The 308-nt window shown below is 63.6% G+C and carries 1 pseudogene; it reads right to left on the reverse strand.

Going from position 1 to position 308, the window contains the following annotated elements:
• Positions 1–273, reverse strand: a pseudogene (locus K7711_RS47185) (hypothetical protein); the annotation flags it as partial.
• Positions 274–308 lie beyond the last annotated feature (35 nt).

The raw sequence follows: 308 nt of genomic DNA on the forward strand, positions 1-308 counted from the left end.
ACCCCCGGTACCCACCGCTGCCACCAGCGCTGTCGGCGTCCCGATCTGTGCCGTCTTCCATGTGACAACGCAATCGGTGGAACCGTTGTACATCAACCAGACGGTCGCATTCGCTTCGATGTTCCCGTGATCGATCGCATAATACCCTGCGCCGCAAGCTGCTTCAGGCGAAGAGGCTGCCGCCGCGGGCCCGGCCGCCGCTACCGACGCACCAAAGAAAACAGCCGCCGCGAACCCCACGGCCAGCCGTGCCCGCAACTTCAGAATCTTCATGGGTACTCCCTTGTCCCGCAACACATCCGCCGAGC

This window comes from Nocardia coffeae, assembly GCF_019890715.1.
Lineage (GTDB): Bacteria > Actinomycetota > Actinomycetes > Mycobacteriales > Mycobacteriaceae > Nocardia > Nocardia jiangxiensis.